Source organism: Streptomyces sp. NPDC058157, from assembly GCF_042884105.1.
Lineage (GTDB): Bacteria > Actinomycetota > Actinomycetes > Streptomycetales > Streptomycetaceae > Streptomyces.
In genome coordinates this window covers 6,372-8,670 of the sequence record NZ_JBHVUQ010000255.1, presented here as the reverse complement: position 1 = coordinate 8,670, position 2,299 = coordinate 6,372, and the positions used below count along the sequence as shown (strand labels likewise).

The window sequence follows — 2,299 nt, the reverse complement described above, 5'->3', positions numbered from 1 at the left end:
CCTCCACCTCGACCTGCCCGCGGGCACCCGCGTCAAGGCCGACGTCCCCTCCCGGGACGCGGGCGGCCTCACCCCCGGCGCACGGGCCTCCGTCGGCCTGGCCGAGCGTCCCGTGCTCGTCGTGGCGAGGGCCGCGTGAGCGAACTCGCCGCCGTCCTCTTCGACATGGACGGCACCCTCGTGGACACCGAGGTGCTGTGGTGGGAGACCACCGAGGAGGTCGCGGACCGCCTCGGCCACCGGCTCGGGCCGGCCGACGCCCCCGAGGTGGTCGGCCGCGCGGTCCCCGACACCGCCGCCCACCTCGTACGGGTCACCGGCGCCGCGGACGCCCCGGCGGTGGCGGACGAACTCACCGAAGGCTTCTTCCGGCGGGTCGCGGCGGGCGCGCCCGTCCGGCCCGGCGCCCAGCGGCTGCTGACCGCCCTTCAGGCTCAGGGCGTGCCCTTCGCCCTGGTCAGCGCCTCGCCCCGGGTGGTCGTCGACCAGGTGGTGGGCGGCGCGCTGGCGCACGTCCCGTTCGCCTTCACCCTGTCCGCCGACGACACCGCGCGCACCAAGCCGCACCCCGACCCGTACCGCGCGGCGGCCGAACGCCTGGGCCTCGCGCCGGGGGAGTGCGTCGCGGTGGAGGACTCCCCGGACGGCGCGGCCTCCGCCGAGTCGGCCGGCTGCCCGGTCCTGGTCGTGCCCTCCCTGCTGGACGTGCCCCGGTCGGCGGCGCGCACCTTCGCGTCCTCCCTGGAGGAGGTCACCCCGGAACTGCTGCGCGGCCTCAGGCGCACAGCCCGATGATGTCGCGGATCCCGTCGGCGTAGGCGGCGCTCGCGCTGCCGGGCCGGCCGGCCAGGTCCCCGCCGGTCAGCTGCGGCAGCCCGGCCCGGACCTGGGCGGCGCACCGCCCGTAGAGCCCCGCGTCGTCCGCGGACCCGTCGTCCAGGGTGGTCAGCAGCGCGAGCAGGGTCCGCAGCAGCGCCTCACGGGTCGCCAGCCGGGGCGGCCCGGCCACCCAGACGGCCATCAGCACCGCACAGGCCGCGGGGGCGGGCGGGCAGAGCCTGGACCGGGCGAAGACGTGCCCCTCCAGGGCGTGGAAGGCCGCCGGATGCCCCTCGGCGGCATGCCACAGGGTGTCCTCCAGATGGCCCGCCGAACGGCCGCAGCCGCATGTGACGGACGCCCAGTCGTGCCGTGCGATCTCGGCCCCCACGGCGGCGGGCACCAGCGGGCTGCTGCGCACGGTGTCCTTGTCCTTCCCTCTCATGAGCCCCAAGTATGGGAGCCGGGACGGGGCCGGTCGACCACGGCCGTCCGAGGGGCGGACACGACGGAGCCGGGACGCCGCAGGGCGTCCCGGCTCGGTCACGTCGGGGGCGAGGAAAGCGGGGGGACTAACGCGGTAGGAGTGGTGAGAAGGAAGTCCGCCCATGGCCTCGCCGGGGCCAAAAGTAGCACCTACCCCGGGATCAGCGCACGGAGGTTTTCCGGGGTGAACACCACCGAGTCCGGGTGCAGCCCCTCCGGCCGCTCCAGCCCGATGTAGGTGACCGGCCCGGCCGGCGGCTCCGTGCCGTCCCACTCCGTGGTGGCGGTGGCCCGCCCGGCCAGCAGGCCGACCAGGTGGCCGACCGTCAGGTACTCGCGCTCGACGACCGCGCGCACCAGCGTGCCGACCGTCGCCCGGTTCTCCTCCACCCGGTTGCCGCCCGGAGTTCCGCGCAGGTACAGGTGCAGCCACTTCGCCCGCCACCCGCCGTCCTCCCCGCGCAGGAACACCAGCGGCAGGGCGACCCGGCCGGGCCCGCGCAGCTCCGACTTCATGCGCACCGTACGCGCTTCGAAGGGCCGGCCCAGCTGCTCGCCGTCGCGGAGCATGAAGCCGAAGAAGGACTCGGCCACCTCCTCGAAGCCCTCCCCGGAGAAGAGGTTGACCTGCGGGACGATGAAGTCGCCCTGGACGGCGTCCAGGCGCAGGTTGATGAACTCGGAGGCGCCGTCGGGCGCGGGGGCGTTCGTGATGTCGCCGGAATGCTCTCCGCCGACCGCCTGGAGGGCCGTGTACGACAGCCAGGACACGGTGTCGTACGAGGAGTCCAGGATCACCGCCGACAGGTCGTAGTCGGTGCTCCGCGCCGTCTGCGTCCAGTGCACGAAGAACCGCAGCAGCTCCCCGTCGACCTCGGACTGCGAACCGCGCGGCAGCACGCCGAGCCCGGAGGCCGTCGCCTTCCCGCTCAGCGGCAGTGCCACGTCGAGGACGGCGGGGTCGACCAGCAGGTGCCCCGGCTCGGGGAGGCGG

At 75.3% G+C, this 2,299-nt stretch carries 2 protein-coding genes and 1 pseudogene; 1 reads left to right on the top strand and 2 read right to left on the bottom strand.

Features of this window, described 5'->3' with window-relative positions; all coding sequences use genetic code 11:
- Positions 1-135: 135 nt before the first annotated feature.
- Complete coding sequence (locus ACFVXK_RS34570; RefSeq protein WP_389619975.1) at positions 136-795, top strand: HAD family hydrolase; 660 nt, start codon at positions 136-138, stop codon at positions 793-795.
- Here the strand turns inward: ACFVXK_RS34570 and ACFVXK_RS34565 are convergent.
- Together ACFVXK_RS34565 and ACFVXK_RS34560 are read right to left on the bottom strand one after the other, a co-directional pair.
- Positions 776-1,264, bottom strand: a complete 489-nt coding sequence (locus ACFVXK_RS34565; RefSeq protein WP_389619973.1) for a hypothetical protein — start codon at positions 1,262-1,264, stop codon at positions 776-778. The genes ACFVXK_RS34570 and ACFVXK_RS34565 overlap by 20 nt on opposite strands.
- 191 nt (positions 1,265-1,455) lie before the next feature.
- Positions 1,456-2,299: pseudogene (locus ACFVXK_RS34560) on the bottom strand (hypothetical protein); the annotation flags it as partial.

Coding starts and splice junctions, on each gene's coding strand:
- ACFVXK_RS34565 (WP_389619973.1), bottom strand. CDS start 1,264: ATGAGAGGGAAGGACAAGGACACCGTGCGCAGCAGCCCGCTGGTGCCC.